A 2,378-nucleotide genomic window follows, 5' to 3' on the forward strand; every position below is an offset into this window, starting at 1 on the left:
CCTCGGTCGTGACGCAGGGCGGCGCGACCTATGTCTGCCTGGTCGCGCACACGGCCGGGACCTTCGCCACCGATCTCGCTGGCGGAAAATGGATTCAGGTCGCCGCCAAGGGCGACACCGGACCCCAGGGGGCGACCGGGGCAACCGGCGCGACCGGTGCGACTGGTGCCCAGGGGCCGGGAGCCGGCAACAACCGGCTGATCAACGCCAACTTCGTCGTGAACCAGCGTGGGGTCTCCGGCACCGTGTCGCTGGCCGCCGGTGCTTATGGGCACGATCGTTGGAAGGCCGGCGCCTCTGGCTGCACCTACACGTTCAGCCAATCCGGTGCGGACGTCGTTCTGACGATCACGAGCGGAACGCTGCTCCAGCTCGTCGAAGGCAAGAATGTCGAGGGGGGCGTCTACGCCGCGTCCTGGTGGGGGACGGCGACCGCCAGAGTCTATCAGGGAGCCGCATCGGGATCATACGCGGCGACCGGTTTCAACTCCGCGAGCCTTACGGCCAACACCGACACCACGATCGAGTTCAGCACCGGGACCGTGACGCGCGCACAGCTCGAGCCGGGGACTGCAGCGAATCCGTATGAGCGACGCGCCTACGGCTACGAGCTGCTCCTGTGCATGCGCTACTACCAGAAGATCGGGAACGGGACGACGGATCTGCTGGTCCGGTTCCTCAACACCGGATCGTCGTCCAAGGACCTCGGCTGCAGCTTCACTCTGCCGGTCCCGATGCGCGCCGCGCCGACCGCGACCGGCACGGGCGACATCAACGACGGAGCGTCGTTCACGACCTGGGCCGCGATCGTCGCCACGCCGTTCACGGTCTTCTATTTCAAGCAGACGATCCCGTCCGGTCAGTTCCTCGATCTGAGCCAGGTCGTCTGCGACGCCGAGCTGTGAGGCAACGATGTACCGGGCGGGTCCTTTCGACACCATCGTGCGCCTCTCCGACGGAATGGTGATCCCGACCGATCCCGCCAACCGGGACCGGCAGATGTTCGAGCAGTGGGTCGCCGACGGACACGCGCCGCTTCCTGTGGCGGTTGCCGATGATCCCGTTCCGGCGATCTCGAAGGCGCAATGTCTTCTTTGGCTGCTCCAGCTCGGAAAGACCGAGGCGGACGTAGACGCCTTCATCGAGGCGATCCCGGATCCGACCGATCGTGAGATCGCGCGGATCGAGTGGCGTCATCGTTCGATATTCCGGCACGACCATCCGCTGATGGTCGCTGCTGCCGACGCCTTCGGACTGCAGGCGGATCAGCTCCCCGACGCGTTCCGGGCTGCGTCGGCCCTCTGAGGCCGCAGCTTCGGCTCGCCTCCACTCCAAACATCACCAGCAGGGGGGGCGCGCGAGCCGGCACGAGTCGTCGGTGGAGCCGGTCGAAGACCTCTATCAGCATTGCTGTGTTGCGGAGGAGGATCGGGCTCCGCTTCACTTCGCCGATGCCCGTCAGAGGCTTGCGAAGGCGGCATCGATCTGCTCGCGCGTCGTGATGGTGCCGCCCTGGGCGCGAGCTTATCGATCGCCCATCCCGGACGGATCGGTCCCGACGTCGAGCTCACCTAATTGGATGAGAATGCGGGCGCGTTGCTCGACGTCGCGATGCAGCAACTCTCGAAAGTGCGCCAGCAGGGCTTTCGCTCCACTGACATCGCTGCCGCTCCGCTCGAGCTCCATGATCCGCGCGAGGCGACGGTCCACCAGCTGACGCCAGGAGGTTATGCGCGCCTCCGTCGCGACGAGAGCATCGTAAAGGTCCTGCCGCTTCATCCGATGCTAAAGATCGGCAAGCGCCAAGGTTCCTTTTGAGAAAGCAGCGCCGAGACACGGGCGATGTGAGGGTTTCGCACCGCCCGAGTCTCCACCAAGGGCCGCAGGACGGTACAATGTCCTCCCTAGACTTGGGCCCAGTCCGTTCTGGGACCGTGCCCGCCATCCGGAACTTTGCCGTAGCGATCATGACTTGCGGGCGCTCGGCCGGATCGGATGACGAGCATATCGAGTATTCACTTTCGGTACTCACAAGCTATTGGTGTGACTACTTCCTACGACCTTGCATAGGTATCTTGATCCTAAGGCAAGGCGACGAGTGAGGCCGCGGGCAAGTCCCCGCCGACGTCCCGACCCGTTCCGCCATGCCGCCGCACCAACCGCGACCGGCACGGGCGACATCAACGACGGGGCGTTCGACCCATCAGCTCCCCGACGCCCGCAGAAATGCGTCGGCCCTCTGACAGGCCGCAGCTTCACGGTTCGTCTCCACTCCACACATCACCAGCAGGGGAGGCGCGTATGCGCATCTCGGACCGTGCGTTCGACGACATCGTCGGCGACGAAGTGACCGACCGCGCGACCTACGAGCGGCAGTA

At 65.3% G+C, this 2,378-nt stretch carries 2 protein-coding genes and 1 pseudogene; all 3 read left to right on the top strand.

Annotation, left to right across the window (positions count from 1 at the left end; translation table 11 throughout):
* Positions 1 to 905: pseudogene (locus tag CH341_RS30700) on the top strand (hypothetical protein); the annotation flags it as partial.
* 37 nt (positions 906 to 942) lie between these two features.
* On the top strand, positions 943 to 1,305 hold the full coding sequence (locus tag CH341_RS30705; protein ID WP_146604698.1) for a hypothetical protein: 363 nt from the start codon (positions 943 to 945) through the stop codon (positions 1,303 to 1,305).
* Positions 1,306 to 1,575: 270 nt separating this feature from the next.
* Positions 1,576 to 1,818, top strand: a complete 243-nt coding sequence (locus CH341_RS33920) for a hypothetical protein (protein WP_146604699.1) — start codon at positions 1,576 to 1,578, stop codon at positions 1,816 to 1,818.
* The last annotated feature ends 560 nt before the right edge of the window (positions 1,819 to 2,378 follow it).

Origin of the sequence: Rhodoplanes roseus (genome assembly GCF_003258865.1) — a bacterium.
GTDB classification, from domain to species: domain Bacteria; phylum Pseudomonadota; class Alphaproteobacteria; order Rhizobiales; family Xanthobacteraceae; genus Rhodoplanes; species Rhodoplanes roseus.